Genomic DNA, 26364 nt, shown 5'->3' on the forward strand with positions numbered 1-26364 from the left:
CCACCGCAGTGCCCGCCAGAGGTCAGGTCATCATTTCTGTATGGATCTGGTGCGAGAGGTTCGTGCCGAAGAAGACACCACGCGCCAAATCGTCCGAATCCAGTAACCGGGTCCGAACAAGCGCCGTATAGGCGCAGGCTGGAAACGGGTCAAGGGGGCGTCAGGCGGTCAGCGCGTCGTACTCGGCCTGATTTAGAAGGACGATGTCATTCACGGAAAACGACGTGTTGTCGATCTGGTGGTAATGCGCTCGGGGGATGTCATCGAAGTAAAGGTTGTCGGCTTCCCGTGCGCGCAATTCCTGCCAATCGTCATTGTCATACAGGTCTATCCTGTTTGAGGGGAATTCCTCCGCAATCGCGCGATACGGCTGTTCAATTGTCACGCGCGCGACCACTTCATCGTCCACACGAACTTCGAATTGATATGCGGATGCCCATCCTGGATAGTAATTGTTCGCTTCTGCCGTGAGCGTGACCGTCGGTGTGCCTTCGCCCGTGTGCAAGATCGCCAGCGTGTCGGTATCCAAGTCGAAATCATGGATGGTGGCAGCGCTGTCTGACCATTGGTCTTCCTCTGCTGAGACAAGATCCTCGTTGTGCGACGAATGCGCGACGACGAACAGTTCCGAACCGTCTTCGTCATAGCCCTGGTCGTTGTCGGACAGCACGATTGTGTCGTTGCCAATCCCGCCATGCAGAATGTCCCGTGATGCGCCCTGGATGCCGTCCACTGGTCTGCCGATCTCCGCAGCAACCAAGACGTCATCACCCGCGCCGCCAAGAACGGTGTCCTCCCCCTCTCCGCCTATAACGGTGTCGTTGCCGTCGTCACCGAAGGTGGAATCGTCGCCATCCCCGCCTGAGACCCCATCATCTCCGGTCCCACCGCTGATGGTGTCGTCTCCTGCACCACCGCGGGCCAAATCGTCACCGCTGCCGCCGATGACGTTGTCGTTGCCGTCATTGCCCTTGAGAGTGTCGTTGCCGTCGCCACCGTCGACCGTGTCATCGCCGGCCTCTGCCTTGAGGTCGTCGTTCCCGCGTTCACCGATCAGCACATCGTTGCCCGCACCGCCCAGCACCGTGTCGTTGCCGGACCTTCCGTTCAGGACGTCGTTTCCATTTCCACCGTCAAGATCGTCATTGCCGGATGCGCCCGACAGGGTGTCGTCGCCTGCGCCCCCGTCGATTGTGTCGCGACCTTGCCCGCCGTCCAGCCAGTCGTTGCCCGCGCCGCCGGTGATTTCGTCCTGACCCATGTCGCCAAAGGCACTGTCGTCGCCCGCACCGCCGTCAATGAGGTCGTTGTTGCGCGCGCCACGCAGCTCATCGTCATCCTCTCCACCGGTCAGCGTGTCATGGCCCCAGCCACCAATCAGCGTGTCGTTGCCCGCGTCGCCGCTCAGATCATCGTTGCCATGCTGGCCGTTGATCAGATCGTCGCCGTCGCCCCCCTCAACAACGTCGCTGCCATGTGTGCCCCTGATCTCGTCATCCTGATCGGTCGCCACAAAAACAGCGCCAGCTGACAGGCCAAGCATCGCCAAAAGGTATAGCATATAGAGTGTCCCCCAGGACGTCCGAGACGCTTGAGCGCGCCGTTTTACGACCACTACCAGAGGCTGCCCGGATTTGTGTCAGATTTCTTCAGAAAAAATGGCTGCGATGCTAAATAAACAGATATGCGGCATACTGTTTCCAAATGCGAAACAGTGTGGTGGGGCTAAGGGGTGGTATCCCGCTTGGCCCAAAGGTCGGGCCGACGTTCTCGGGTCAGCTTTTCGGACATCTTCTGTCGCCATTCGGCGATCTTGCCGTGGTTGCCGTTCATCAACACGTCTGGAATGTCATGCCCCTCCCATGTGGCAGGGCGCGTGTATTGGGGATGCTCCAATAACCCGCTGGAATGGCTTTCCTCAACTGCGCTCTCCGCATTGCCGAGCACACCGGGCAGCAGCCGTACAGTGGCATCCAGCATCGCCTGCGCTGCAATCTCGCCCCCGGTCATCACGAAGTCACCCAGTGACACCTCGGTGACGCCCCAATGCTCCAGCACGCGTTCGTCCACGCCCTCGAACCGGCCACACAGCATGGTGACACCGTCACAGCGCGCCAGATCGCGGGCCATGGTCTGATCAAAGCGCTGTCCCCGCGGGGACATGTACAGGATCGGCCAGCGCCCGCGCGCGTGGGCTTGCGCCTCGGCCAACGCTGCACTGACCACATCGGCGCGCAGAACCATGCCAGCGCCGCCGCCCGCAGGTGTGTCATCGACATTGCGGTGCTTGCCGATGCCGTGGGCGCGCAGGTCATGGGTATGCAATTGCCATTTGCCGTCCTGTAGCGCCTTGCCCGTCAGGGATGCGCCCAGCACACCCGGAAAGGTCTCTGGAAACAGGGTCACGATGCGGGCTTGCCATACGCCGACAAGATCAGGGGCCTCGTCCATCAGAGATGTGGGTTTGGACGTGGGGCGGATCGCCTTGCGGCCATGTGATTTTGCAGCAGGTTTCATTGTGGCTCTCGTAGGGCTGGCGCGGCCTGTGTATGCGGGCAACCGAGGTGCGATGGCAAGGTACGACGTATGTGGGTCAACCGTGCTGCTTTTTCAGGGCTTTGCGCGCCGCGCGGTAGGCGTCGCCTTTCAAATCGGATCTGTTCAGAGCCAGCAGAGCGTCGCGCGCCGCTTGTGGCATACCGACATTTGCGCGGGGCTGGGGGCGCATTCTGGTGCGCACAGAGGGAGGGAGCCCGGTTAGATCAAGGATCGGATCGAGAGGGCCCAGTGCGAGGTTGGCGGACTGTTCCAGCTTCTGTTCTTCAACGGCGACATCAGGACATCTGCGTCGAACATCAGCGATGATCTCGTCAAAATCTGCTGAGCGGGCGTATGTTTCGGCATATTCCTGAGCAGATCGCTTGATGCGGATGGCCCGCAGGTGCTGCGTATGACAACTGCGCAGCCACGGGTCCGGCGCGCGGGTTGTGTAGACCAGTGTTACATCCATGTCCGGACGCGCAGCGGTCCATGCCGACACCAGGGCCTCCGCCAGTTGTGGCGTGGCATCATAGGTGGTCAATCCACGTCGCCCCGGCATGTGGCCGCTCAGATCCTCGGAACTGATCAGCATCGGGACGTCGTCCTGCCATCCTGCCAGCAGTTCGGCGGCTTCATATCGGACGTAGGCAAGGTCAACCGGTTTACGGCTTGCCGACCATGCACGCGTTGCCTCGCACAGTGCGTGCATGTCGGCTCGCAAGGTGATGTGCAGGTGCCCGTCCAGGATATCCCGGTTGGCTTGCAGTGTCTTCTGAACCGACTTCGTGCCCGTTTTGTGAAAGCCCAGATGCGCGATCAGGCGCGCCGTCATGTATCGAACAGACCTTCGGGCGGGTCCGCGATGATACGGCGGGCTGACATGTCGACTGTGGGGACCGCGGATTTGGTGAAGGGCAACAGTACAGTCGTGGTCGCACCGGGTGCATGTACTTCCAAAAGATCACTTGCCCCGTGATTTTGCACGGATTTCACGCGCCCCAATGACGCACCGCCGGTATCAAAGACATCGAGCCCGACCAGATCGGTATAATAGAATTCATCATCCGGCAGATGAGGAAGCTGCTCACGGCGCGCAAATAGCTGCGTGCCCTTGAGCGCATCGGCCTCTTCCTTGGTTGCAACTTCTGCAATCCGCACCACAAAGCCGTTCTTCATCGGACGGACAATCGCGAGAGAGAAGGCGCGATTGCCATCTTCGGTTGTGAGAGGGCTGTAGGTTTCGATATCGTCGGGATTGGCGCAGAACGACTTGAGACGCACTTCACCCTGCACGCCGTAAGAGCCGCCGATGGCACCCACACAGATCAGATCGTCACTCACTCCAGCATACTCCGTCTCGCATCGCGCCACCTTGACCCGCACACGCCTCAGCCGCTTGGCTGCGTTCGAACATCAAACCGGCCACGAAGGCGATCAGGATCAGGACAGTTGTGCGGATCAATCCGAACATCGGCTCACTCTCCGGTCCGGTTTGGACCATGCGGTGCATTTGCGACACGACACAGCGATTTGTCCAGTCTGTGGTTGCGTTGGTCGGGTGTGCTCGCCTAGTGATAGCTCACCGCGTCAGACAGCGCGGCAATGGAGAATTTATGTCGGTATAAGCGGGCACATGCCCCCGGCGTCGTGTAAACGATGCAAGCAATGAACAAAATGCTCGCTTTGGCGATGCTGTTGGTTTGTGCCCTTGGCTGTCTTGCTCACGATCTGTGAGCGCATCTAACTTATTGAAATACTGAAAGGATGGCTATGCCAGACCTCTATCAAACGCGCCCTGCGCGCGACACCGACATCCCTTTTCTTGCCCCCATCGCCGAGGCTACCTTGTTTCCGGGTGACATGTTGCCCGACATGATGGCCCCGGCCTTGAGTGGGGACAGCGAGGACCTTTGGCTGGTGGTGGAGCAGGACGGCGCGCCCGTCGGCTTTGCCTTTGCCCAGCCCGAGGCGTTGACCGATCGCACGTGGAACTTGCGGGCGATTGCGACGGATCCCGGCCTGCATGGCAAGGGGGCAGGGACAGCGCTGATTGGCGCGGTCGAGACCCGATTGGCTGAGGCGCGTCTATTGGTGATCGACACCACGCAGACCGAAGATCAGGACCGCGCGCGCCGGTTTTATGCGGCGCGTGGGTATGATCATGTCGCGACCATTCCGGCCTTCTTTGGCCCGGATGAAGACAAGGTGACCTTTGTCAAAACGCTGACCTGACGGTTGGCACAGCATGGGCGGCAATGTCTGCCCATGCTTTTCTTCTTGCCTCCGGCGACGCGCTGCCTAAGTTGTGAACCGATTAGTTCCAAATTTGAGGCGCGCACGATGGCATGGTTTTATCTTGGCTTGGCAGCCATTTTCGAAGTGACGTTTGCGATGAGCATGAAATACGCAAATGGTTTCACAAATGCTAAGGCGACGGTCGTAACCATTGTGGCCGTCATCGCGGGCATCGGTTTTCTGACATTGGCGTTGCGGGATTTGCCGGTGAGTGTGGCCTATCCAATCTGGACGGCTGTTGGCACGTTGGGCACCGTCGCCTTGGGATATGCGTTTCTGGGAGAGGCGCTGACGCCGCTCAAGGTCTTGTCTGCATTGATGATTGTGGCGGGTGTTGCGGGTTTGAAAATCTCCGCCGGTTAGCGGCTTTCGATGATCAGATCGTGGCGGTGCTCCCACCCGGTGTGTTCGAGTTCGGGGGTGTCCGCCTGTTCCTCGGGCCAGCCGACGCACATGTAGGCCACCAGTGACCATGCGTCCGGCACGTTCAGATCGCGGCAAAGCTGGTCGGGATCAAGGATGGACACCCACCCCATGCCCAGCCCTTCGGACCGGGCGGCGAGCCACATCAGCGTCACGGCCCCCACCACGGAATAGCGGCGCATTTCCGGCATTGTGCCAGCGCCCAGACCCGATCCTTGAGTGGTGCTGTCATCGCAGAAAATGGCAAGGTGTTCAGGGGCTTCGGCCATGCCGGAGAGCTTGAGCTGGCTGTATTTTTCTGCCCTGTCGCCGTCATAGCCCGCAAGGGCCTGCGCGTTGGCGGTCTTGTAGTTGTCGAGGGCGGCGGCGCGGGCGGTGTCGCTTTGGACACGGATGATGCGCCAGGGCTCGGACAGACCCACGGAGGGGGCCAGCGAAAACGTGTCGAGGCAGCGCATCAGCACTGCCTCGGGCACGGGATCTGAGCGAAAGCGGCGCACATCGCGCCGCCACGCCATCAGGGTCAAAAGCTGGTTGCGAAACTCATCCGGGAATGTGTCCACCAGCTCAAGTCCCTGATTACTCTGCTGTTTCTTCAGCAGGCGCTTCTTCGGCGGGTGCTTCGGATGCGGCAGCGGCCTTGGCGGCTTTCTCTTCTGCGCGCTCTTGCGCTTTCTTGCCGGGCTCACCCTTGTTGGGGTTGTTGCGCTCTTTCTTGTCCATGACGCCTGCAGCTTCGAGCATGCGGGCGATCCGGTCTGTGGGCTGTGCGCCCTCACCCAGCCAGTATTGCACGCGTTCCATGTTCATTTTCACGCGCTCTTCGCTGTCTTTGGGCAGGAGCGGGTTATAGGTGCCCAGCTTTTCGATGTAGCGGCCATCGCGGGGCATGCGGCTGTCGGCTGCCACGATGCGGTAGAAGGGACGCTTTTTCGAGCCGCCGCGGGCGAGACGAATTTTCATAGCCATGGTGTATTTCCTTTTGTTTTCAGTTGGGTGGTGGGCAAATTGCCCACCCTACGTTTGGTGTTTTTGGTGGTGCTGAATGACTTCAGCGATGATGAAGTTCAGGAACTTCTTGGCAAATTCCGGGTCCAGATCGGCCCGATTTGCCAAATCTTCGAGCCGTGCGATCTGTGCTGCTTCGCGCGTCGGATCGGAGGGCGGAAGGTCGTGTTCGGCCTTGAGTTTCCCCACGGCCTGCGTGTGTTTGAACCGCTCGCCCAGAGTATAGACGAGGATCGCATCGAGCCGGTCGATGCTGGCGCGATGATCGGCCAGCACCTCGGCGGCGCGGGTGACAGCGTCGGTCATGGGCGGTCCTTTCGGGGTCCAAAATACCCGGCAAACAGGGTGTCACCCCCCGTGCACCATGCGTACACCCCTCGTGCACCCCCACCGTGAAGGTGGGGTAAGGTTTCGTTAATCAAGTGCCCATCCTTTCGGTTTGAACATCGGGTCGGCGTAGTGGCCGATTTCCATCTCGATCCCGTGCGCCAATTGGCTGCCATCCAGCGCTTGCGGTGACGGGTGGCGGTAGACGGCGTCGGAGCCGTCGATGGTCTGTGCCGTCTTGTCTTTGATCGCGCCCAGACGCTCGGCCAGCCGGATGCTGTCGAGGTTCATTGGGTCGATATAGCTGACCGCCCCGTCCCAGCCGCCTGCGTAGTAATGCGCGCGTACGGCATGCGTGGCTTCGAGCGCGTAGCCCTTGCCGGATTTGTCGGGCCAGATGATCCAGGCGATTTCCCGTTCGGGCCAACCCGCCGGCTGCCAACCGCCCGCCATGCCGTAGGTTTCATCCGTGTCCTTGTCGTGGATCATCCACATGCCGAAGCCGCGAATGTCCCAGTGCCCGATCTCTGCGGCATAAAGCATCCACGCCTCATAGGCATTGAGCGGCCCACCCATGAAGCGCGACCGGTACGACGCGAAGGTCGCCTTGAAGTTCGGGTAATCCTCGGGCTGGGGACCGCGCAGCATAAGGCGCCGTGTTTCGAGTGTGGGGATATCGGTCATGCGGGCCGTCCATGGCGGTAGACGACCGTGTCGGCCTGCGTTTCACCAGCGGGCAGTGGGGCTTCGGCATCCAGGACCGCCCCGAGCCGCGACGCCAGCGCTTCGGACCGGCTGTTGCCGGGGGTGATGTAGCTGACGACGCTTTGGGCGTCTGTGTTGGACCAGTACCAGTCGCGCGCCGCGGCGGCGGCTTCGGCGGCATAGCCTTTGCCTTCGAAGTCTTGCAGCAGGACCCATCCCAGCTCGGGTTCGGGGAAGTGGTGCGGTTGATTGATGCCGACCTGCCCAATGAATGCGCCGTCATCGGTCCGGGTGACGCCCCAACTGCCAAAGCCCTTGAGCTGCCAACTGCCCACCTCGGCTGCGATCCAGTACCACATCTGCTTGGCCTCGACCGGGCCGCCCATGTATTGCGCGCGGTCCGTGGCGAACAGCGCATAAAGCGGGTCAAAGTCAGACATCATGTGCGCGCGTAACGTCAGCCGATCCGTGGTGAGGGTGGGAGCGATAGGATGGGTCACGGTGCCGCCGCCTCTGGTCCGGGGTGGCGATAGATCATCAACCGTCCATGGCGGGGGTGGTCGTGATCCTTTTCGCGCACGGCGCCCATGGCTTCGGCCACGCGGACCGAGGCGTCATTGCCGGGTGCAATCATGCTCATGACCGTGGTCCAGCCAAGTGTGCCGTAGGCATAGTCACGCGCGGCGCGGCCAGCCTCGCTTGCAAAGCCCTGGCCGAGGCCGGACCAGATATACCAGCCCACTTCGGGTTCGGGCCAGTCGTATGGGTTGTGCAGGCCAACAAGCCCGATCGCCGCGTCGTCATCCTTGCGCGTGACCATCCAACGGCCATATCCGCGCAACGACCAGTGGCCGATGACCTGACACAGGTAGCGCCATGTTTCCGCTTCGTTCAGCGGCCCACCCACATGTTTGGAGGCGTCCGTCGCATAGAAGGCAGCGAAGGGGTCAATGTCCTGGGGCCCGGGTGCGCGCAGGATCAGGCGCTCTGTGGTCAGGGTGGGGATCATAGTCCGAGTTCCTCGACCGATGCGCCTTCCAGCACGGGGCGGGTGAAGGTGCGGTCAAAGCTGAGGATGCAGCCGGTGTCTTGGGCGTGCCGGTAGGCGCGCTGGCATTCGCCGTCTTGGGCCATCTCGATGCGATAGGCTTCGTAGGCGGCGAGCGACGGGAAGGAGAACGTTGCCCAGGCTTTGTTATTGGCCCCTTCGGAGGGCAGGAAGTAGCCGTGATGGGTGCCGCCCATGCGGTTCACGAGGTGTATCCACGCGCGGGCGTAGACCTCGAACGCATCGACCTTTGTGGGGTCGATCACATATGTGATGAGCGCGGTTATCATTTCTTTTTGCCGAACCCCGACAGGCCCGGGGGCAGGGGCATGCCGCCGCCAAGACCCGGCAAGCCGCCGGGCATCTTGCCGCCAAGCTGTTTGGCTGCCGCCTCAAGCTGGGCCTGATCCATGTTGCCCATGTCGGGCATGCCACCTTTGCCGCCCATCATCGCCTTCATGGCTTGCTTCATCATGCCGCCTTTGCCCTTGCCGAGCTTTTTCATCATGTCCGACATCTGGCGGTGCATTTTCAGGAGCTTGTTGAGGTCGCTGACTTCCATCCCCGACCCGCGCGCGATGCGTTTCTTGCGGCTGGCTTGCAGGATTTGCGGGTTGGCGCGCTCTTTTTTGGTCATGGACGAGATCATAGCGATCTGCTGCTTCAGGATCTTGTCGTCAAAGCCTGCGTCGGCCACCTGTTTCGACAATTTCCCCATGCCGGGCATCATGCCCATCATGCCTTCCATACCGCCCATCTTGAGCATCTGTTCGAGCTGCATGCGAAGATCGTTCATGTTGAACTGACCTTTGGCCATGCGCTTCATCATGCGCTCGGCCTGTTCGGCCTCGATGGTTTCCTGCGCTTTTTCGACGAGAGAGACGATGTCGCCCATGCCGAGGATGCGACCCGCGATGCGCTCGGGCTCGAACGTCTCAAGCGCGTCCATCTTTTCGCCAAGGCCCACGAACTTGATGGGCTTTCCGGTGACGGCGCGCATGGACAAGGCGGCACCGCCGCGTCCATCGCCGTCCATCCGGGTCAGGACCACGCCGGTGATGCCGATCCGGTCGTCAAAGTTCTGAGCGGTGTTGACGGCGTCCTGACCTGTCAGGCCATCCACCACGAGGATGGTTTCGCGCGGGGTGGCGACATCCCGGACCTGTTCGACCTGGGTCATCAGCTCTTCGTCGATGGAGAGGCGGCCCGCCGTGTCGAGCATGTAAACGTCGTAGCCGCCCATGCTGGCTTGGGTCTTGGCGCGTTTCGCGATCTGGACGGGGTTCTCGCCCTTGACGATGGGCAAGGTGTCGACGCCGATCTGGGTGCCGAGGATTGCAAGCTGTTCCATGGCCGCAGGGCGGTTCACGTCGAGCGAGGCCATGAGCACGCGCTTGCCGTCACGCTCGGTGAGGCGTTTGGCGAGTTTGGCCGTGGTGGTGGTTTTACCGCCACCTTGCAGGCCGACCATCAGGATCGGGGCGGGGGGACTGTCGATTTTCAAGGCGCCCGGTTCGCCTTCGCCCTTGAGCGTATCGACAAGCGCGTCGTGCACGATCTTGACGACCTGCTGGCCGGGGGTGATCGACTTGGTGACGGCCTGGCCTGTCGCCTGCTCCTGCACCGCTTTGACAAAGTCGCGAGCCACGGGAAGGGACACATCCGCCTCAAGCAGGGCCACGCGGACCTCGCGGAGGGCGGTTTTCACGTCCTCGTCGCTGAGCGCGCCCTGTTTGGTCAGCCGGTCGAAGACACCGGAGAGGCGTTCGGAGAGATTTTCAAACATGGGCCTGCATCCTTTCGACCGTTGCGTTGACCTGAACTTAAGATCAGGCGGTGGGTTTCCCAAGGAACGGTCCGAAACGAAAAGCACCCCCGTGGGCGCAACGCGCTGACGGAGGGCGATCCCGGTGTGACCCAAGGGACCGGAAGTTATGATACTTCCGGGTGTTGGCGCGGAGGTATGCCACGCCCGCGCGCGAGTCAAGACGTACAGCACAGCGCAGGTCCGCCATGTGAAGCGCAGGTCCGCCATGTGAAAAGAGAACGCGGTTTGATTTACCGCAACGTGCCGCGCCGTCCGATCGCCTACCCTGCTTGCAGGGAGGTAAGACCATGCGAACACTGATCGTATACGGAACCGTGGAAGGGCAGACCCGCAAGATCGCGGATGCCGTGAAGGCGCACCTTCAGGAGGCGGGAGAGGAGGTGGTTCTTGTCGATACGTCCGAAAGGACCGGAACGATGTCATTTGACGGCGTGGACCGGGTCATTCTGGCGGCTTCGGTCCATGAACGCCGCCATCCCAAACCGTTTGAAGTCTTTGTGGCGTCCAGTCGGGACGACCTGAGCCGAAGGCCAATGCTTTTTCTTTCGGTCAGCCTGAAAGCGGCCTTTGCTGACGGGCGCGAGGAAGCGCAGGAATATGTGGACGAAATGAAGTTGCGGACCGGCCTGAACCCGACCATGGAACTGCTTGTGCCGGGTGCCATTCGCTCGGAAAGCTATGACTTTTACGCGGCCCAGGTCTTGCGCCATGTGGTGCTGGCCGGTCAGGATGTCGACCCGTCCGCGCGTGACCACGAGTTTACCGACTGGGACGCGCTGAAGGCTGCGGTCACCCGTTTCCTGACGGACACCGCGACGGCGAAAGAGCCGGAGACGGGTCATTAGCGCAAGCAGGAAACGGACCAGCCGTTTCGCGATCCGGGCACGTTCCGCGCCCGGAATGGTGGTCGTCCGTCCGGGTTTGGTGCGCTATTCCTGAATGCTTTCGAGATAGGCCATCAGGTCCACAATGGGCTTGCTGGTCAGGATCGGTTGGCCGGTTTCGGCCTTGAGCGCGGTATCCTCGCCCTCGAAATACCAGCCGTAGACCGGCATGGGCGAGCCATGGCTGACCAATGGATCACGACCATCGATGCGGGATACGACGCGCCCGACAGGGAAGGTGCCGTCGTTGCGGGCCGCCAAATCGCGCAAGCTGGGCGGCTGAAGCAGGAGGGCGGGACGCATCGGGCCATCACCCTCGGCAGTCAGTCCGTGGCAGGTTGCGCAATGACGTTGGTACAGGTCTGCCCCGGTTTCGATGTCCTGACCCATGGCCGTCAGCGGAGCGCTGCATATAAGAGTGAGGGTCGCGAAGAGATGTTTCATGGTCCGTCTCCTGTCTGGTACGGCTGCTAGTCTAGGGACAGGTGCGCATCAGCGCTCTGATCCTGATCAAGTTCTGACCGGTTTTTTCGCGCTATGCAAAAGGGATGACATCCATGACACCGCTCTTTGCGCCACAAGCGTATAACAATGCGTGGTCCAATCATCGGTTGCACCGGGCCTGCGCCGGGTTGACGGAAGAGGAGTTGGCCGCGGCCCGGCCGTCGTTTTTCGGTTCCATCATCGGCACGTTGAATCACATCCTGATTGTTGATCTTTTCTATGTCTCGGCGCTTGAAGGTGCGTGCGTGGGGCCATCTGCTTTTGCGGATGAGGTTCCTCATTCGGACTTGCCAAGCCTGCGGGCGGCACAGCGAGATGTGGATCGCCGCCTTATCGCCGTCACCGAAGATGCAACCCTGTCTGACCCGACGCGGTTGGTGCAAATGCAGCGCGAGGCCGGTGTGCAGGAGGAACGGTTTGACCGGACATTCCTGCATTTGATCCAGCATCAGATACACCACCGGGGGCAGGTGCACGCACTGCTGAGCATGACGCAGGTCCCACCCCCGCAACTCGACGAATTCTATATGGAGTGGGAGACGGATGCTGTTCGGCGCGCGCCTGACTTGGCCGAGATGGGCGTGAGCGATGCGGACATCTGGGGCGGGCGCTAGACTGCGCGCCGATAGCTGCGCAGCCAGTCGTTGACGGCCATGGCCGATCGGCGAGGGCCATTGCCGGACAGAAATGCCTCGACCAGCGGATAGGGTGCTGTGCCGTCCTGAAAGGTCAGGACCGGGCGGGCCGTGTCGGAAAAATCCTCCACGTCGGCCCGGCGCACAGTATCAAGGCTATGGACGGCGTTCTGGTATCTAAAAAGCGTGCGGCGCTGGAGTGTGACGGTGCCTGCCTTGGCATCGAAGATCACCTGATCGCGCTTGATGGCCATGGCGAAGATACCCAGAGGAATGCCTGCACCAAACAACACCGTCAACAGCCCTGCAGTTTCGCCGGCTGCAAGCAATCCAAGACCCGCCGCTGCACATGCGATGATGCATACGATCAATCCACCACCCAGAACCCACGGGGCGTGGGCCAATATCAACTGGCTCGGCAGGTTGCGAACAACGGTCATGTGCACAGGCTAAAGGTTGAACAGAGCGCCATGCAATATCCGAAAAACCCCCGCAAACCGAGTTTGCGGGGGCTGCTTTTAGCTGTGTTGATGCGGTTCAGGCCGCCAATTTTTCGATATTTGCCTTGGCATCCGCGATGGCTTCTTCGCCTTGCGCCATGACCCGGTCGGCTGCGATCACTTCGACATCGTGGATGCCGATGAAGCCCATGATATGCTTGAGGTAGCCGGTGGCGAAGTCGATCTCGCTGCCGACAGGCGTGCCGCCGGTCGCAATCGCGATGATCGCGCGCTTGCCTTCCAGAAGGCCAACAGGGCCGGTTTCGCTGTATTTGAATGTGACACCGGCGCGGGCGACCAGATCAATCCACGCTTTGAGCGCTGAGGGTACGCCGAAATTATACACAGGCGCGCCGATGACGATGGTGTCGGCGGCTTTCAGCTCTTCCACCAGACTGTCGGACAGTGCCAGCGTGTCACGCTGTGCGGCGTCACGGTCGTCTGCGGGTGTGAAGTTGGCGTTGACCCAGGTTTCGGTGATTTGCGGCAGGGCCTCGGTCAGGTCGCGGCGGATCACGTCGCCGCCCAGTTTGGCGACGATGCCTGCGCTGAGGTCACGTGTGACGGAGCCTTGGGTGCGGGCGGAGCTGTCGATGTGCAGAATGGTCATTGTCGGGTCCTCGCTATTGGGTATGAATGTCTCTGTGCTGACAGAATTAGGAATTGCAAATTTGAACGCAATTACCGAAAATCAACAGCATCTGTTAGAATTTGCACAGAGATCATTTTGCCGATGGACAATTGGGACGAGATCAAGACCGCGTATCAGGTGGCGCGCATGGGCACCGTCAGCGGTGCTGCCGAAGTGTTGGGCGTGCACCATGCTACTGTTATTCGCCACATCGACGCGCTTGAGGGGCGTCTGGGTGTAAAGCTGTTCCAGCGCCACGCCCGTGGCTATACCCCGACCGAGGCAGGCGATGATCTGTTTCGCGTGGCCCAGGCCACCGACGATCAGTTCAGCCAACTTGTGGGGCGCATCAAGGGACGCGGCACCGAAGTGTCGGGCGAATTGGTTGTGACGTCGCTTGTCACGATGGCCCCGCGCATGGCCCCCGTATTGACCGAGTTTCAGCAGGCTCACCCGGACGTGGTGGTGCGTTACCTGACGGGTGAGCGTCTGTTCCGGCTTGAGTACGGGGAGGCGCATGTCGCCATCCGCGCGGGCAATGCACCCGATCAGCCTGACAATGTGGTGCAGCCTTTCGTGCGTCAGTCGATGGGTCTTTACGCCACGAAGTCCTATGTCGATGAACACGGCCTGCCCGAGGACATCACAAACGCCAATGGGCATCGGTTTGTCAGCCATGATGCTGCCGATAACCGTGCGCCTTTTCACAAGTGGCTGCGTTCTCAGGTTACGGAAGACGACATTACCTTCCGGTCCACGGATGTCCGCGCTTTGGAACAGGCCGTGCTTGCCGGGGCTGGCATTGGGTTCTTGCCGGTTATGGAGGCGCGGGCCAACCCTGATCTGGTGGAGATCATGACCCCGCGCGAGGATTGGTCGTCGCCCCTGTGGCTTGTCACCCATGTGGACCTGCATCGCACCAACAAGGTGCAGGCGTTCCTGACCTTCCTGAAAGAAAAATCGAAGCACTGGCAGGTTCTGTGACTGCTGGATTGCGCGGCCATGCGGCCATGTTGCTGTTTTCGGCGCTGGTTGCGGGATCGTTTTCGCTGGGGGCCATGGCTGCGAACGAGATTGCACCTGCGGCCCTGAACGCGGCCCGGTTCTGGTTGGCGGCACTGGTGATTGGCGTGGCCGTGATGGCGCGGGGCGGGGTGCCCCGGTCGGCATTGCAGGCCCCGTGGCGCTATGCGCTGCTGGGCGGGCTCTTCGCCATATACTTCGTTTTGATGTTCGAGGGGTTGAAGACGGCCGCGCCTGTCAGCGCCGCGGCGGTCTTTACCCTGACGCCAGTGATGTCGGGCGTCTTTGGCTACATCTTGCTGCGCCAGATCACGACGCCGCGCATGGCGCTGGCGTTGTCCATCGGGGCAGCGGGTGCGTTGTGGGTGATTTTTCGCGCGGATCTGTCCGCGTTCCTGGCGTTCGAAGTGGGTCGCGGCGAAATCATCTATTTCTTCGGCTGTCTGAGCCATGCGATCTACACGCCCATGGTGCGCAAGATGAACAGGGGCGAGCCTGCGGTGGTTTTTACCTTCGGAATGCTGATCGCGGGGGCCGTGTTGCTGACGCTGTGGGGCTGGCGCGATCTGGTGGCGACGCCGTGGTCGGAGTTGCCGCGCATAGTCTGGATCACGCTGGTCTACATCTCGATCTTCGCGTCTGCGGCCACGTTTGTGTTGCTGCAATTTGCAACACTGCGTCTGCCGTCGGCCAAGGTGATGGCCTATACTTACCTCACCCCAAGCTGGGTGATCCTGTGGGAGGTGGCATTGGGCAACGGGGTGCCGCCGGGCATCGTGTGGGTTGGTGTCGGGTTGACGATCGTCGCGCTGTATCTGCTGCTCAGGGATGACGAGCGCCCGGCCTAGTTGCCGGGCAGTTCCTTGGCCAGAAAACGTTCAAACGCATCGAGGTTCACGGGTTCGAACTGACCGAACCCCTGCATCCAGACAGAGGCCGCGCGCATCGCGTCTGGTTCCAGCTTGCACCATTTCACGCGGCCCCGCTTTTCTTGGCTTATCAGGCCCGCGCGCGTGAGGATGGTGAGGTGTTTCGAGATGGCGGCCAGCGACATCTCGAACGGTTCAGCCACGTCCGTGACAGCCATATCGTCCTCAAGAAGCATCGACAGGATCGCCCGCCTTGTGGGATCGGCGAGGGCAGAGAACACGGTATCAAGTGGATCGGCCATGGCCCGTCATACCGGGGCGGCGGGCCAAGGGGAAGCAATCAGAGAAACGGGTGCCTGCTGTCGCGCGATGGCCAATGGTGGGACATCAGTTCGCGTTCATGGGGCGTCAGACCGATATCGCGGGCGATGTGGTCGGTCATTGGGGGCAAAGCGGTCCCTTTGATCGATTTGGGTTTCCGTATCTGCTGCCAAATTTTGGCACAAGTAGAGAGGGCGCGCAAAAGCGCGTTTGAACGAGTGAGGAGCATGGTAGGCCTCGTTTGTTGAGGGATGCGCTGATATTGCGCCAGTCCCGTCCCGATCACAAACAGAGTTGTTTGACATGACTTGTGCGTTTTGTGCACAAGTAGTGCATGTCCCGCACCTTGCCCCCGCTCAACGCCCTGCGCGCGTTCGAGGCTGCCGCGCGCCACGAAAGCTTCAGTCGCGCAGCGGAGGAACTTGGCGTCAGCCATTCCGCCATCAGCCGTCATGTGCGGGGGCTGGAGGCGCGCTTGGGTGTCCAACTGTTCCGCGACGCCTCGCGCGGTGTGGCCCTGACGGCGGAAGGCGGGCACTACTTGCAACGCATCACGCCGGCCTTTGATGTGATCGGAGAGGCGACCGAGGGACTGGCCGACACCCCCGCGGGCCGTGTGGTGGTCAACAGCGAGCCCGTGTTTGCGGCGAAGATCATGATCCCGCTGATGGCCAAGTTCCAGCGCGACCTGCCCGAGGTCGAGTTGCGGCTGGTCGGGTCGAACGAACTGGCCGATCTGGACCGCTACGAGGCGGACCTTGCCATCCGTTATGCCAAGACCGGGCATTTGAACGAACCGTCGGATCTGCTCAGCGACGCACCGATCTATCCGTTCGCAGCACCCGGCTACCTCAAGGATGACATCTTGCGCCCTGAGCATCTGACGCAAATGCCGTTGCTGCGGGACCGTGGCCCGAACATCTGGATTGATTGGGTGGCGCTGGCCGGATTTGACGTTGACGTGCCCGACCCGCCCTGGCGTATGCGCGCGGCGCTGGCGCTGGAAATGGCGGTACACGGGGCGGGCATCTACCTTGGAGCGTCTGATGGCACCCATCTGGACGAGGCGGCCGGGCGCTTGATGCGCGTGTCGGATGTGGGGTTTCGGCAGGGGTCGTTTCACTTGCTGACCAGCGGTCAGGCTGGCCGACGCAAGGCGGTTCGGTCGGTGCGGACATGGTTGCTGGATCATACGAAAGCGCTGCGCAGTGGAGAAGATCAACCAAATGGTTGAATGAAGCGTTTAAGGATTTTTGGCGCATTGCGCGGGTGCGGCGGGTTGTCCTTTGGATTTCCGACGTAATTATTTCACATTGAAAACAAAGCGATAGGGGGCGTTTGCCCAGCCCTCTCGTTGCGTTGACTCACACGCGCACCCGACATATCCAACCCGGGAACCAAATGACGGGACAAAGGCGCGTGACCGACCCCGAAGACACAGATCGACTGAAGGCCCTGAGCGCCCGCATCGACGCCGTCAAGGAAGAGCACGCACCGAAACCCCGCACGCCGGATCATCACTCTCAGGCTCAATTGGCCTGGCGCATGGTGATTGAACTGGTGGCCGGTCTGGGGATCGGGTTTGGCATGGGATACGGGCTGGACGCGCTGTTCGGCACTTCACCGTTTCTCATGATCATATTTTTGTTTCTGGGCTTCGCGGCCGGCGTCAAGACGATGATGCGCAGCGCGGCAGAGGTCCAGAGCATGCGAGAGGCCGAAGAGGCCGAACAAGACGACGCCCCGCGGGGCTAGGACGGAGAGAGCCGAATGGCAGATGAAGCACACGGTGGCGGTGGCCTTTCATTCCACCCGATGGATCAGTTCGAAGTCAAAGCGCTGTTCGGCGGCTCTGACATCCATTGGTACACAATCACCAACGTGACGCTGTGGCTGGCGCTGGCCATCCTCGCCGTGATTGGCCTGCTGGTGCTGACAACCTCCAAGCGCGATACCGTGCCGGGCCGTGGCCAATCCATTGCCGAGCTGATGTACGGCTTTGTCTACAAGATGGTCGAAGACGTCACGGGCAAGGACGGGATCAAGTATTTTCCCTACATCATGACACTGTTCATGTTCATCCTCTGCGCCAACTTCCTTGGCCTGATCCCGATGTCGTTCACAACCACGTCGCACATCGCGGTCACCGCAATCCTTGGCTTCGGCGTGTTCTTTGCCGTGACCATTCTGGGCTTCGTCAAGAACGGTGCGTCGTTCTTGGGCCTGTTCTGGGTTTCCAGCGCGCCGCTGCCGCTGCGCCCCATCTTGGCGATCATCGAGATCATCTCGTATTTCGTGCGCCCCGTGAGCCACTCCATTCGTCTGGCGGGCAACATGATGGCGGGCCACGCGGTTCTCAAAGTGTTCGCAGGCTTTGCCCAAGTGGCAGCCATTGCCCCCGTCGCCATCATCGGCGTCATGGCGATCTACGGGCTCGAAGTGCTGGTGTCGGCCATTCAGGCCTACGTCTTCACGATCCTCACATGCGTGTATCTCAAGGACGCACTGCACCCGCATCACTAATGTATGGCGGGGCTGATCCCGCCGGACACAACTACCAACTTCCAATCGTAAGGAGAATTCTCATGGAAGGTGAACTCGCACACATCGGCGCAGGTCTCGCAGCAATCGGTTCCGGCGCAGCCGCAATCGGTGTGGGCCACGTGGCTGGCAACTTCCTCGCTGGCGCTCTGCGCAACCCGTCGGCAGCTGCCGGCCAGACAGCGACCCTGTTCATTGGCATCGCCTTCGCAGAAGCTCTGGGGATCTTCTCGTTCCTCGTCGCTCTGCTGCTGATGTTCGCCGTCTAAGACGTACCCGACGCATTCCTTACGATCGGGCGGCGTGATACGCTTACGCTGCCCGAAGTAACGGCTCGCAATTCGGCCCTGTTATGGGGCGAACTCAAGGGAACGACCGATATGGCGGAAAACACAAACGCTGCAGGCGAAGTGGCAGCAGGCGCGCCTCCGGGCATGCCGCAGCTGAACCCGGATTACTTTGCCAACCAGATCTTCTGGCTGATCATCACGCTGTTGGTGATCTATTTCGTGCTGTCGCGCGTGGCCCTGCCGCGGATCGCGGCCATCCTTGCCGAACGGCAGGGGACCATCACAAATGACATCGCCGCGGCAGAGGATCTGAAAGCCAAGGCAGAGGCTGCCGAAGCAGCCTATGACAAAGCGCTGGCCGATGCCCGTGCCGAAGCGCAACGCATCTCGGGCGAAACCAAGGCGGCCATTCAAGCCGACCTCGACGTCGCCATCGAAAAAGCGGATGCAGAGATTGCGGCCAAGGCGTCCGAAAGCGAAAAGGCCATCGCCGACATTCGCGCCGGCGCGCATGACGCGATCAAGGAAGTGGCAAAGGACGCCGCCAAGGACATCGTCGCCCTGATGGGTGGCAAGGCCGACGCCAAGTCCATCACAGCCGCCGTCAATGCCCGGATGAAAGGTTAAGATCATGCGTTATCTCACCCTGACATCACTGGCCGTTCTGGCTGCAGGCCCGGCCATGGCGGCCTCGAAAAATCCGTTCTCCGCAGAGTTCTGGAAGCTCAGCAACACGGACCTGATCGTCCTGATCGCGTTCATCCTGTTCATCGGCGTCCTGTTCTATTTCAAGGTGCCGGGCATGATCTCGAAAATGCTGGACGACCGCGCAAGCGGCATCCAGTCCGAGATCAACGAAGCCCGCGCGCTGCGGGAAGAAGCGCAGACCTTGCTGGCCTCTTACGAGCGCAAGCAGAAGGAAGTGCAAGGCCAGGCGGACAAGATCGTCGCACAGGCCAAGAAAGACGCGGAAGCGGCTGCGGAACAGGCCCGTGCTGACCTGAAAACATCCATCGAGCGCCGTTTGGCAGCTGCGACGGACCAGATCGCATCGGCCGAAGCAAGCGCTGTCAAAGAGGTGCGCGACACCGCCGCCGTAGTGGCCGTGCAAGCCGCCCGCGACGTGATCGCCAAGCAGATGACAGCGGCGGACGGCAATAAGCTGATCGACGACGCCATCGCAGAAGTGGACGCGCGCCTGCACTAAGCGGCCCCCCACCAAACGCATCAGGAAACCCCGGCCATTTGCGCCGGGGTTTTTCATTTCTTCCGGCTGAAAATATCTCGGGGGAGGCCGCAGGCCGGGGGCAGAGCCCCCTGAAACCTGGCGTCGCGCGCAGCGCGTCCTTGAAATCAGGCACCCGTTTCGTGATCCAGCCGTTGCCGCGCAATCTCTTCATTATGCTCGGCTTTTTGCTGATCGCGCAGGGCGCGTTCCACATAATCGAGATGGGCATGAACGGCCGTGCGGGCGGCATCCGGGTCGCGGGTTTGCAGGGCTTCGTTGATCTGGCGGTGCTGGTCCAGAAGCGCCTGCCGGGTCGTCCGCTGCTTGAACATGATCTGGCGATTGTAGAACACGCCGTCGCGCAGCAGCTGGTACATCGACCGCATCATGTGCAGCATGATGACGTTGTGGCTGGCCTCGATAATCGCCATGTGGAACTGCGCATCCAGCCGCGCCTCTTCCTCTCCATTGCGTTTGGGATGGGCGGCTTCCATCTTCTCGAACACCTTTTGCACGACGGCCAGGTCGGTGTCCGAGGCAAGGCGGGCGGCGCGTTCGGCGGCCAGCCCCTCCATGTCCCGGCGAAAGCTCAGATAGTCGAACACCGCCTCGTCGTGGCGGGCAAAAAGCTCAGTCAAAGCAGGGGCAAAGGCCGATCCGAGCACGTCGGCCACGTAGACGCCCGCGCCCGGTTTTGCGGTCAGCAACCCGGTCTCTTGCAAGGTGCCGATGGCGTCGCGGAGGGACGGGCGGGACACGCCCATACGCTCGGCCAGATCGCGTTCCGGGGGCAGCCGCTCGCCGGGTCGCAGGATGCCGCGCAGGATCAATTGCTCAATCTGCCGGATCACGGCAGCAGAGAGTTTGTCGGGCTGGACGGGGCGAAAGGGCATGGGCTCTCCGGTAGAATTGGTAAAATCATATGACCAATACGCCGGGGGTGCAATCCGCGATGGTTGGGGGTCATCGCAGGCCATCATTCACCTTGTTTTCATAAAGATTGACGCCAAACACAGGGTGTCACCCCCCGTGCACCCTGCGTACACCCCCTGTGCACCCCCAACGCACGCAGACCCCAGAGTTAACGCAACGCGCGCCTGGGCTTCTTCATGAGATGTTAACCAATACGCAGGCTTTGTGGCGGTATGCGTCTGTTTCTTCCTTTGCTGTTGCTGCTGGCCGCATGCAACACGCCCGGGCCCCATTTCCGGGGATTGCCTGCCACGACTGTGACCGTGGACGGGTCCACCTTTGACGTGCGCGTCAACGGGCGGTTGGCAGAGGCATTGCGCACCAATATGGAATATGCCCCCCGCTTTGGCCCCATCAAACACCGCGCCGCCAAGGCGATGGAGATGGTCAGCGGCTGCACTGTCAAAGAGGTGCGCGGGGACCAGGCACTGGCCACGGGAATTCTGGATTGTGGCAAGGGCGGACCACGCATTGACCGGCTGAAACCGCAAGGGGAATACAGCTGTTACACCCTCGACAGCTATGTCAGCCCCGCAACGGGTGAGTTGGTTCTGGATGTCGATTGCACCGTGATCTGAGGCGCGTGACCGCAATATCTTGTGGATAACCTGCGTGTATCCGCACATTATGGGGTGGCGCCGTTGACAGGAGTGCCGCGTCCCGTTCACCATGTCAGCCCAACAAGACTCAGCAGGGCAGCCATTCGTGCGCTTTTCAAAACTCAAACTGACCGGCTTCAAATCCTTTGTGGACCCCACCGATCTGATCATCGCGGATGGTCTGACGGGCGTTGTGGGCCCCAATGGCTGTGGCAAGTCGAACCTGCTGGAAGCGCTGCGCTGGGTGATGGGCGAAAACCGCCCCACGGCGATGCGCGGTGGCGGGATGGAGGATGTGATCTTTGCCGGGGCCGCCACGCGGCCCGCGCGCAATTTTGCCGAGGTCAGCCTGCATATCGACAATTCGGAGCGGTTGGCCCCTGCGGGGTTCAACGATCAGGACGCGCTTGAGATTGTGCGCCGCATCACGCGGGACGTGGGCAGCGCCTATAAGACAAATGGCAAGGATGTGCGGGCGCGGGATGTGCAGATGCTTTTTGCCGATGCCTCCACCGGCGCGCATTCGCCCGCGCTGGTCCGGCAGGGTCAGATTGCTGAGTTGATCAACGCCAAGCCCAAGAACCGCCGTCGTATCCTTGAGGAAGCGGCGGGGATTTCGGGCCTGTATCAGCGCCGTCACGAGGCGGAGTTGAAGCTGAAAGGGGCGGAGCAGAACCTGTCCCGCGTCGATGATGTGATCGAGCAACTGGCGGCGCAATTGGCGCAACTGGCCCGGCAAGCGCGGCAAGCGGCGCGGTATCGCGAGATTGGCGATCTGTTGCGCAAGGCCGAGGGCCAGTTGCTGTACCGGCGCTGGCGTGAGGCGGACGAGGCGCGCGCCGCTGCAGATGAGGAATTGCGGGGCCGCACCACCGCTGCGGCGCAGGCCGAGGGCGCTGTGCAAGTGTCTGCTAGGGCCCGGCAAGCCGGTGAGGATGCTTTGCCCCCCTTGCGCGAGGAAGATGCCATTGCGGCAGCTGTCGTGCAGCGTTTGGCCGTGCAGCGCGATACCCTGTCCGATCAGGAGCGGCAGGCAGAGCAGACCATTGAAACGCTGACGGGTCGCATTGCGCAATTGGCGCGGGACATCGAGCGTGAAGGTGGTCTGAACAAGGATGCGGGCGAGACGATTGCCCGGCTCGAATGGGAAGCGTCCGAGATTGCCAAGGCGAGTGAGGGCCATGAAGCGCTGCTTGCAGAGGCCGCCGAGGGAGCGCGTGAGGCCGGTCAGGTGTTGCAGGCCCGCGAGAGCGATCAGTCCGACCGGACCGAGGATGTGGCGCGTTTGGCGGCCCGTCATGGATCGGCGCAAAGATTGCTTGAGGACAACCGCAAGGTGGAAGCCAAGTCCGAGGCCGAGGCCGATAAGGCGCGTGATGCCGTGGCGACCAGCCGTGCCGCGCTCGACAAGGCAGGTGTGGATTTTGAGGCCGCGCAGGCTGCGGCGACAGAGGCCGAGGCCACAGCGCAGCGGGCCGATGCCACGTTGCTGGCCGCCGAGGAGGCCCGTGCCGAGACGCAAGGCCGCGAGGCGGATGCGCGGGCCGAACGGTCAGAGGCGGAGGGCGAGATGAACGCCCTGCGTGCGGAGGCCGGTGCCCTGGCTAAGCTTGTGGAGCGGGACACGGCTGAGGGTGGACAGATCCTGGACCGGTTGCAGGTGCAACAGGGGTTTGAGAAGGCCCTTGGCGCAGCCTTGGCCGATGATTTGCGAGCGCCCGAGGTCGATGCCGACGGCCCGTCGGGGTGGTCCGTGCTCCCTGCTTATGATCGGGATCAGCCTTTGCCGGATGGCGTCACGGCCCTGACCCAGCATGTGTCCGTGCCTGAGGTGTTGCAGCGCCGGATGTCGCAGATTGGTCTGGTGGATGCCGACGATGCGGCCCGGTTGCAGCCCCTGTTGCTGCCCGGTCAGCGCCTTGTGTCTGTGGAAGGCGATGTGTGGCGTTGGGACGGGTTCCGCGCCTGGGCCGAGGATGCGCCGAGTGCTGCGGCCCTGCGCTTGCAGCAGTTGAACCGGCTGGAAGAATTGAAGCAGTCGTTGGAGCATGCGTCCTCCCGTGCCGAAGGCGCGCGGCAGGCGCATGAGGCGTTGACCGCCCGCATGGCGGAGTTGACCGAAGCAGATAAACAGGCCCGTCATGCCCGACGCGAGGCGGACCGGATGGTGGCAGACGCCGCCCGTGCGTTGAGTCGGGCGGAGGCGGATCGCAATCTGGCGGAGGGGCGTTTGGAATCCCTTGGGTTGGCTGTGACCCGGCATGAGGAAGACGCCATGGCCGCCCGTGCACGGGTGGCGGAGGCCGAGGGGGCGCTGGCGGATTTGCCGGATCTGGACGCGGCGCGGGCCGAGGTCGAGGATCTGCGCATGACTGTCGAGGCCGCCCGCATCACCATGATGTCGCGCCGGTCCGCCCATGACGATCTGCGCCGCACGGGCGAGGCGCGGGTGAAGCGCGCGCAGGAGATCACCAAAGAGATCAGCGGCTGGCGGCATCGCCTTGAGACTGCCGAGCGTCGGACAGCGGAGTTGGTGGACCGCAAGGGAACGTCCGAGGCCGAACTGAAAGAGGCGCAGGCCGCGCCCGGTGAATTGGCGGCCAAACGCGAGGCCCTGAGCGAAGAGATTGCACGGGCCGAGGCACGCAAGGCGGAGGCCGCCAATGCGCTGTCGGAGGCTGAGGGCCGGTTGCGCGATGCGACCCTGGCCGAGCGTGAGGCGGAGCGGTTGGCGTCCGAGGCCCGCGAGGCTCGCGCCCGGTCCGAGGCGCGGTCGGAAGCGGCGCGCGAGACCGTTGCCTATGCCGCGGAACGTATCGCGGAAGAGCAGCAGATGACGCCGAACCAGTTGCTGACGGCGTTGGATGTCGCCCCGGATCAGATGCCGGGGGCGGAGACGCTGGAGACCGAAGTGGGCCGCTTGAAACGTCAGCGCGATGCGCTGGGGGCTGTGAACCTGCGGGCCGAGGAAGATGCCAAGGAGGTGCAGGAGGAGCATGATACGCTGGTGGGCGAGAAGGCCGATCTTGAGGAAGCCATCAAGACCCTGCGCAGCGGCATTGCCAGTCTGAACCGGGAAGGACGCGAGCGGTTGTTGACGGCGTTCGAGCAGGTGAATTCCAACTTCTCGCTGCTCTTTACCCACCTCTTTGGGGGCGGTGAGGCGAATTTGGTTATGGTGGAAAGTGAGGATCCGCTTGAGGCTGGTCTTGAGATCATGTGCCAACCGCCGGGCAAAAAGCTGTCGACGCTGAGCCTGTTGTCAGGGGGCGAGCAGACGCTGACGGCCATGGCGCTGATCTTTGCCGTGTTCCTTGCGAACCCCGCGCCGATCTGTGTGCTGGACGAGGTGGACGCGCCTTTGGACGATGCCAACGTGACGCGCTTCTGCGATCTGCTGGACGAGATGTGTCGCCGCACCGACACGCGGTTCCTGATCATCACGCACCATGCGGTGACGATGGCCCGCATGGACCGGTTGTTCGGGGTGACGATGGCCGAGCAAGGCGTGAGCCAATTGGTGTCCGTGGACCTGAAGAAGGCGGAGACGATGGTCGCCTGAGCCGGTCACCGCGTCGTGACGTGCAGTGCGCAATGGTCGTGCTACCCTTGGTTCATGCGACTGATATTCCTGCTGACCCTTTGTGCCACGTCCGCATTTGCCGACGGTTGGGCCGTGCGCGAGACGGACAAGGTTCTGGACCGGCAGGCGGTCATTGCCCTGCTTGAAGGGAGTGCGTTGACGTTCTTTGATGATGGGCAGTCCAAGTTTTCTGCGGGGGGTGCTTATTCCTACACCTACGCCAATGGCGGCGGGACCGCGTTCGGGGCCTATGAGGTGGGCGAGGACGGCACTGTATGTATCGCCTTTCGCAACGGGTTTGGCCGCTGCGATCGCTATGTCGAAAGTGCCGGGCGTGTGGTCATGCTGACGGAAAATGGGGAGCGGTTCCCGGTCCGTCCATAGGTCTTTTTGGCGGGAACTATTCTGATCAGGCCCGGACAGGCGCTCGGGCCATCACAGGTGCACCACTGTCAAAGCCGACCCAGCAACGCGGGCGTCGGCCAAGCGTCTGCTGGCAGGCCCAGACGCGTCTGTTCCGCCTGCACTGCGGCGCGTGTGCCTGCCCCCAGAATGCCGTCGATCTTGCCCACGTCATGACCACGCGCCTGCAATTTGCGCTGCAATTGCTTCATCTGATCCGGACCAAGCCCCGCATCCGGTGTGCCCGCGTCATAGACCTGCGCCCCATCCAGCCGCGTTGCGAAATAGGCGGCTGTCAGCACATAGGTGAAGGACTGGTTCCATTCGAAATACACATCGAAATTCGGGTAGGCGAGGAACGCTGGCCCCTTGTGCCCTTGTGGCAGGATCAGAGAAGCGGGCAGGTTTGTCAGCGACCCGCTGCGCGCACGGACGCCCATTGCTTGCCATTCTGCGATGGAGCGGGGTTTGCCAACCCCACTCTGGCTCCAATCCATCCGGCTTGGCACGGTGACCTCTTGCAGCCACGGTTGACCTGCGCGCCAGCCGAAATGTTGCAGCATCTTGCCGCCGGACAGGAGCGCGTCCGGGGCGGATGACTTAAGCCGCACAGCGCCGTCGCCGTCGCCATCAACACCATTCTCTATGATGTCGGCGGGCAGCATTTGGACCATGCCGATCTCTCCCGCCCATGCGCCCGTGGTGCGTTGCGGGTCAAAGTTGCCGTCGGCGAACAGTTGCATGGCGGCAAAGACCTGTGGGCGAAACAGGTCCGGCCTGCGGCAATCATGGGCCAGTGTCGCCAATGCGTTGGCCGTGTTGAAGTCACCCTGAAATGCCCCGTAATCCGTCTCGAACGCCCAAAATGCCAAGAGCACGTGACGATCCACACCATACTCGCGTTCGACGCGGTCAAAGATGCCGTCCCATTGCTGCGCCTTCGCCCGCCCTGCATTGATGCGGTTTTGCGAGATCAGACGCCGGGAGAAGTCGATGAACGGGCGTTGGAAGACGCCTTGGGCGCGGTCGGCGCGCAGGACGGCTGGGTCCTGGCGGACGGATGCGAGGAATTGGTCAGCCGTTGCCGGGGCGATGCCGCGCGCCACGGCTTCGGATTTCAACCCCGCCTTGAAGTTTGAGAAGCTGCCGCCGCATTCGGCCAGTGCAACCGTGGGTGCCATCGCCATGAAGGCCAGTGTCGCCGCGT

General features: G+C 61.8%; 34 protein-coding genes. 15 read left to right on the forward strand and 19 right to left on the reverse strand.

Translation table 11 applies throughout. The features are described from left to right. Positions 1-160: 160 nt before the first annotated feature. The 5 genes from Q1A32_RS09880 to Q1A32_RS09900 all read right to left on the reverse strand — a co-directional run bounded on the left by Q1A32_RS09880 (position 161) and on the right by Q1A32_RS09900 (position 4012). On the reverse strand, positions 161-1561 hold the full coding sequence (locus Q1A32_RS09880) for a calcium-binding protein (protein ID WP_299652312.1): 1401 nt from the start codon (positions 1559-1561) through the stop codon (positions 161-163). Positions 1562-1725: 164 nt separating this feature from the next. Further along, the gene (trmD, locus tag Q1A32_RS09885) at positions 1726-2517 is read right to left on the reverse strand and encodes a tRNA (guanosine(37)-N1)-methyltransferase TrmD (protein ID WP_299613010.1); all 792 of its coding nucleotides are present in this window, start codon (positions 2515-2517) and stop codon (positions 1726-1728) included. Between the two features lie 76 nt (positions 2518-2593). Further along, positions 2594-3373: a sulfotransferase gene (locus tag Q1A32_RS09890; protein ID WP_299652314.1), complete on the reverse strand. Its 780-nt coding sequence runs from the start codon at positions 3371-3373 to the stop codon at positions 2594-2596. Next, positions 3370-3882 (reverse strand): ribosome maturation factor RimM, encoded by a 513-nt coding sequence (gene rimM / locus Q1A32_RS09895; protein ID WP_299652316.1) that lies wholly within the window; start codon positions 3880-3882, stop codon positions 3370-3372. The genes Q1A32_RS09890 and rimM overlap by 4 nt, the downstream gene beginning before the upstream one ends. Beyond that, positions 3875-4012, reverse strand: coding sequence for a hypothetical protein (locus Q1A32_RS09900; protein WP_299652318.1), 138 nt, complete (start codon positions 4010-4012; stop codon positions 3875-3877). The genes rimM and Q1A32_RS09900 overlap by 8 nt, the downstream gene beginning before the upstream one ends. 299 nt (positions 4013-4311) lie before the next feature. Here Q1A32_RS09900 and Q1A32_RS09905 point away from each other — a divergent pair, with 299 nt between their 5' ends. Together Q1A32_RS09905 and Q1A32_RS09910 are read left to right on the forward strand one after the other, a co-directional pair. Beyond that, positions 4312-4773 carry a GNAT family N-acetyltransferase gene (locus tag Q1A32_RS09905; RefSeq protein ID WP_299652320.1) on the forward strand — a complete coding sequence of 154 codons (462 nt, stop codon included), beginning with the start codon at positions 4312-4314 and terminating at the stop codon, positions 4771-4773. A gap of 33 nt (positions 4774-4806) precedes the next feature. After that, positions 4807-5199, forward strand: coding sequence for a multidrug efflux SMR transporter (locus Q1A32_RS09910; RefSeq protein ID WP_366141216.1), 393 nt, complete (start codon positions 4807-4809; stop codon positions 5197-5199). Here Q1A32_RS09910 and bluB read toward each other — a convergent pair. The 8 genes from bluB to ffh all read right to left on the reverse strand — a co-directional run bounded on the left by bluB (position 5196) and on the right by ffh (position 10133). Beyond that, positions 5196-5822 (reverse strand): 5,6-dimethylbenzimidazole synthase, encoded by a 627-nt coding sequence (bluB, locus tag Q1A32_RS09915; protein ID WP_299652322.1) that lies wholly within the window; start codon positions 5820-5822, stop codon positions 5196-5198. The two genes, Q1A32_RS09910 and bluB, sit on opposite strands and share 4 nt — an antisense overlap. Positions 5823-5838: 16 nt before the next feature. Further along, positions 5839-6228 carry a 30S ribosomal protein S16 gene (rpsP, locus tag Q1A32_RS09920; RefSeq protein WP_299612996.1) on the reverse strand — a complete coding sequence of 130 codons (390 nt, stop codon included), beginning with the start codon at positions 6226-6228 and terminating at the stop codon, positions 5839-5841. Between the two features lie 48 nt (positions 6229-6276). Next, positions 6277-6573 carry a chorismate mutase gene (locus Q1A32_RS09925; RefSeq protein ID WP_299652324.1) on the reverse strand — a complete coding sequence of 99 codons (297 nt, stop codon included), beginning with the start codon at positions 6571-6573 and terminating at the stop codon, positions 6277-6279. A 108-nt stretch (positions 6574-6681) separates the two neighbouring features. Next, complete coding sequence (locus Q1A32_RS09930; RefSeq protein ID WP_299652326.1) at positions 6682-7278, reverse strand: GNAT family N-acetyltransferase; 597 nt, start codon at positions 7276-7278, stop codon at positions 6682-6684. Beyond that, positions 7275-7799: a GNAT family N-acetyltransferase gene (locus Q1A32_RS09935; protein WP_299652328.1), complete on the reverse strand. Its 525-nt coding sequence runs from the start codon at positions 7797-7799 to the stop codon at positions 7275-7277. The genes Q1A32_RS09930 and Q1A32_RS09935 overlap by 4 nt, the downstream gene beginning before the upstream one ends. Then, positions 7796-8308 (reverse strand): GNAT family N-acetyltransferase, encoded by a 513-nt coding sequence (locus Q1A32_RS09940; protein WP_299652329.1) that lies wholly within the window; start codon positions 8306-8308, stop codon positions 7796-7798. Before Q1A32_RS09940 ends, Q1A32_RS09935 begins: the two co-directional genes overlap by 4 nt. Then, on the reverse strand, positions 8305-8637 hold the full coding sequence (locus Q1A32_RS09945; RefSeq protein WP_299652331.1) for an NIPSNAP family protein: 333 nt from the start codon (positions 8635-8637) through the stop codon (positions 8305-8307). The genes Q1A32_RS09940 and Q1A32_RS09945 overlap by 4 nt, the downstream gene beginning before the upstream one ends. Continuing rightward, the gene (gene ffh, locus Q1A32_RS09950) at positions 8634-10133 is read right to left on the reverse strand and encodes a signal recognition particle protein (RefSeq protein ID WP_299612979.1); all 1500 of its coding nucleotides are present in this window, start codon (positions 10131-10133) and stop codon (positions 8634-8636) included. Before ffh ends, Q1A32_RS09945 begins: the two co-directional genes overlap by 4 nt. 329 nt (positions 10134-10462) lie before the next feature. On the opposite strand from ffh, the gene Q1A32_RS09955 reads away from it, so the two are divergent. After that, positions 10463-11020 carry a flavodoxin domain-containing protein gene (locus Q1A32_RS09955; protein WP_299652334.1) on the forward strand — a complete coding sequence of 186 codons (558 nt, stop codon included), beginning with the start codon at positions 10463-10465 and terminating at the stop codon, positions 11018-11020. Positions 11021-11104: 84 nt separating this feature from the next. Here the strand turns inward: Q1A32_RS09955 and Q1A32_RS09960 are convergent, their stop codons facing one another. After that, complete coding sequence (locus Q1A32_RS09960; protein ID WP_299612973.1) at positions 11105-11503, reverse strand: cytochrome c; 399 nt, start codon at positions 11501-11503, stop codon at positions 11105-11107. Positions 11504-11616: 113 nt separating this feature from the next. On the opposite strand from Q1A32_RS09960, the gene Q1A32_RS09965 reads away from it, so the two are divergent. Continuing rightward, positions 11617-12177, forward strand: a complete 561-nt coding sequence (locus Q1A32_RS09965; RefSeq protein ID WP_299652336.1) for a DinB family protein — start codon at positions 11617-11619, stop codon at positions 12175-12177. On the opposite strand, the gene Q1A32_RS09970 is transcribed toward Q1A32_RS09965, so the two are convergent. Continuing rightward, the gene (locus tag Q1A32_RS09970) at positions 12174-12638 is read right to left on the reverse strand and encodes a hypothetical protein (protein WP_299652338.1); all 465 of its coding nucleotides are present in this window, start codon (positions 12636-12638) and stop codon (positions 12174-12176) included. The two genes, Q1A32_RS09965 and Q1A32_RS09970, sit on opposite strands and share 4 nt — an antisense overlap. Positions 12639-12735: 97 nt before the next feature. Next, positions 12736-13308 carry an FMN-dependent NADH-azoreductase gene (locus tag Q1A32_RS09975; protein WP_299652340.1) on the reverse strand — a complete coding sequence of 191 codons (573 nt, stop codon included), beginning with the start codon at positions 13306-13308 and terminating at the stop codon, positions 12736-12738. Positions 13309-13431: 123 nt separating this feature from the next. On the opposite strand from Q1A32_RS09975, the gene Q1A32_RS09980 reads away from it, so the two are divergent. Together Q1A32_RS09980 and Q1A32_RS09985 are read left to right on the forward strand one after the other, a co-directional pair. Further along, entirely contained in the window at positions 13432-14313 is an 882-nt protein-coding gene (locus Q1A32_RS09980) for a LysR family transcriptional regulator (RefSeq protein WP_299612963.1), read from the forward strand. Continuing rightward, entirely contained in the window at positions 14310-15200 is an 891-nt protein-coding gene (locus Q1A32_RS09985; protein ID WP_299652342.1) for a DMT family transporter, read from the forward strand. The genes Q1A32_RS09980 and Q1A32_RS09985 overlap by 4 nt, the downstream gene beginning before the upstream one ends. Here Q1A32_RS09985 and Q1A32_RS09990 read toward each other — a convergent pair. Continuing rightward, entirely contained in the window at positions 15197-15523 is a 327-nt protein-coding gene (locus Q1A32_RS09990) for a helix-turn-helix transcriptional regulator (RefSeq protein WP_299652345.1), read from the reverse strand. The two genes, Q1A32_RS09985 and Q1A32_RS09990, sit on opposite strands and share 4 nt — an antisense overlap. A 353-nt stretch (positions 15524-15876) precedes the next feature. Here Q1A32_RS09990 and Q1A32_RS09995 point away from each other — a divergent pair, with 353 nt between their 5' ends. From Q1A32_RS09995 to Q1A32_RS10020, 6 genes are all read left to right on the forward strand, one after another. Continuing rightward, positions 15877-16776 carry a LysR family transcriptional regulator gene (locus Q1A32_RS09995; RefSeq protein ID WP_299652346.1) on the forward strand — a complete coding sequence of 300 codons (900 nt, stop codon included), beginning with the start codon at positions 15877-15879 and terminating at the stop codon, positions 16774-16776. 185 nt (positions 16777-16961) lie between these two features. Further along, the gene (locus tag Q1A32_RS10000) at positions 16962-17297 is read left to right on the forward strand and encodes an AtpZ/AtpI family protein (RefSeq protein WP_299652348.1); all 336 of its coding nucleotides are present in this window, start codon (positions 16962-16964) and stop codon (positions 17295-17297) included. A 15-nt stretch (positions 17298-17312) separates the two neighbouring features. Next, entirely contained in the window at positions 17313-18065 is a 753-nt protein-coding gene (locus Q1A32_RS10005) for a F0F1 ATP synthase subunit A (RefSeq protein ID WP_299612948.1), read from the forward strand. A 62-nt stretch (positions 18066-18127) separates the two neighbouring features. Next, the gene (locus Q1A32_RS10010; protein WP_015496525.1) at positions 18128-18352 is read left to right on the forward strand and encodes a F0F1 ATP synthase subunit C; all 225 of its coding nucleotides are present in this window, start codon (positions 18128-18130) and stop codon (positions 18350-18352) included. Between the two features lie 111 nt (positions 18353-18463). Next, positions 18464-19000, forward strand: a complete 537-nt coding sequence (locus Q1A32_RS10015) for a F0F1 ATP synthase subunit B' (protein WP_299652350.1) — start codon at positions 18464-18466, stop codon at positions 18998-19000. Between the two features lie 4 nt (positions 19001-19004). Next, entirely contained in the window at positions 19005-19580 is a 576-nt protein-coding gene (locus Q1A32_RS10020; protein WP_299652352.1) for a F0F1 ATP synthase subunit B, read from the forward strand. Positions 19581-19726: 146 nt separating this feature from the next. Here Q1A32_RS10020 and Q1A32_RS10025 read toward each other — a convergent pair whose 3' ends face one another. Then, the gene (locus Q1A32_RS10025; protein WP_299612938.1) at positions 19727-20494 is read right to left on the reverse strand and encodes a FadR/GntR family transcriptional regulator; all 768 of its coding nucleotides are present in this window, start codon (positions 20492-20494) and stop codon (positions 19727-19729) included. 252 nt (positions 20495-20746) lie between these two features. Here Q1A32_RS10025 and Q1A32_RS10030 point away from each other — a divergent pair, with 252 nt between their 5' ends. From Q1A32_RS10030 to Q1A32_RS10040, 3 genes are all read left to right on the forward strand, one after another. Beyond that, complete coding sequence (locus tag Q1A32_RS10030) at positions 20747-21151, forward strand: hypothetical protein (RefSeq protein WP_299612935.1); 405 nt, start codon at positions 20747-20749, stop codon at positions 21149-21151. 127 nt (positions 21152-21278) lie between these two features. Continuing rightward, positions 21279-24734, forward strand: coding sequence for a chromosome segregation protein SMC (gene smc / locus Q1A32_RS10035; protein WP_299652354.1), 3456 nt, complete (start codon positions 21279-21281; stop codon positions 24732-24734). A 54-nt stretch (positions 24735-24788) separates the two neighbouring features. Continuing rightward, positions 24789-25139: a hypothetical protein gene (locus Q1A32_RS10040; RefSeq protein ID WP_299652356.1), complete on the forward strand. Its 351-nt coding sequence runs from the start codon at positions 24789-24791 to the stop codon at positions 25137-25139. A gap of 68 nt (positions 25140-25207) precedes the next feature. Here the strand turns inward: Q1A32_RS10040 and Q1A32_RS10045 are convergent, their stop codons facing one another. Next, on the reverse strand, positions 25208-26344 hold the full coding sequence (locus Q1A32_RS10045) for a lytic murein transglycosylase (RefSeq protein ID WP_299652868.1): 1137 nt from the start codon (positions 26342-26344) through the stop codon (positions 25208-25210). Between the last annotated feature and the right edge of the window lie 20 nt (positions 26345-26364).

The sequence above is a fragment of the uncultured Tateyamaria sp. genome (assembly GCF_947503415.1).
Taxonomy (GTDB): domain Bacteria; phylum Pseudomonadota; class Alphaproteobacteria; order Rhodobacterales; family Rhodobacteraceae; genus Tateyamaria.